Origin of the sequence: Bacillus sp. JJ722 (assembly GCF_036963345.1) — a bacterium.
Taxonomy (GTDB): domain Bacteria; phylum Bacillota; class Bacilli; order Bacillales; family DSM-1321; genus Bacillus_AD.
Window position 1 is genome coordinate 363 of sequence record NZ_JBALMO010000416.1, and the last position, 325, is coordinate 687.

1 protein-coding gene is annotated in these 325 nt (G+C 23.1%); it reads right to left on the bottom strand.

Annotated elements, in window-relative coordinates; all coding sequences use genetic code 11:
• Positions 1-144 (bottom strand): DUF2512 family protein (locus V7014_RS27440; protein WP_438824993.1); only part of this gene is annotated, 144 nt, incomplete at its 3' end.
• Positions 145-325 lie beyond the last annotated feature (181 nt).

Genomic DNA, 325 nt, shown 5'->3' on the forward strand with positions numbered 1-325 from the left:
GAATGAAAAAATGACTAAAATTATTGAAATAATAAAGACGTCATTAAATGACATGTTATTAAATAAATCCAGAATCATATACAAAATTAAAAAACTAAATACGAGTTTTAGTAAAAAAGCAGTAAGATACTTCAAGCTTTTCACCTCCTACTACAATATTGTGTATAGGAAATGAAAATCTATTCATGTTAATTTATTAAAATTAAATAAATGAGTATGTAGAATAATATGGAAAATCTAATTAAAGGAGTTTTATAAAACATGATTGTACATACTGTTCAAAGACCTGAAGTTTATAAACAAATAAGAGAAAACGGCTATTATC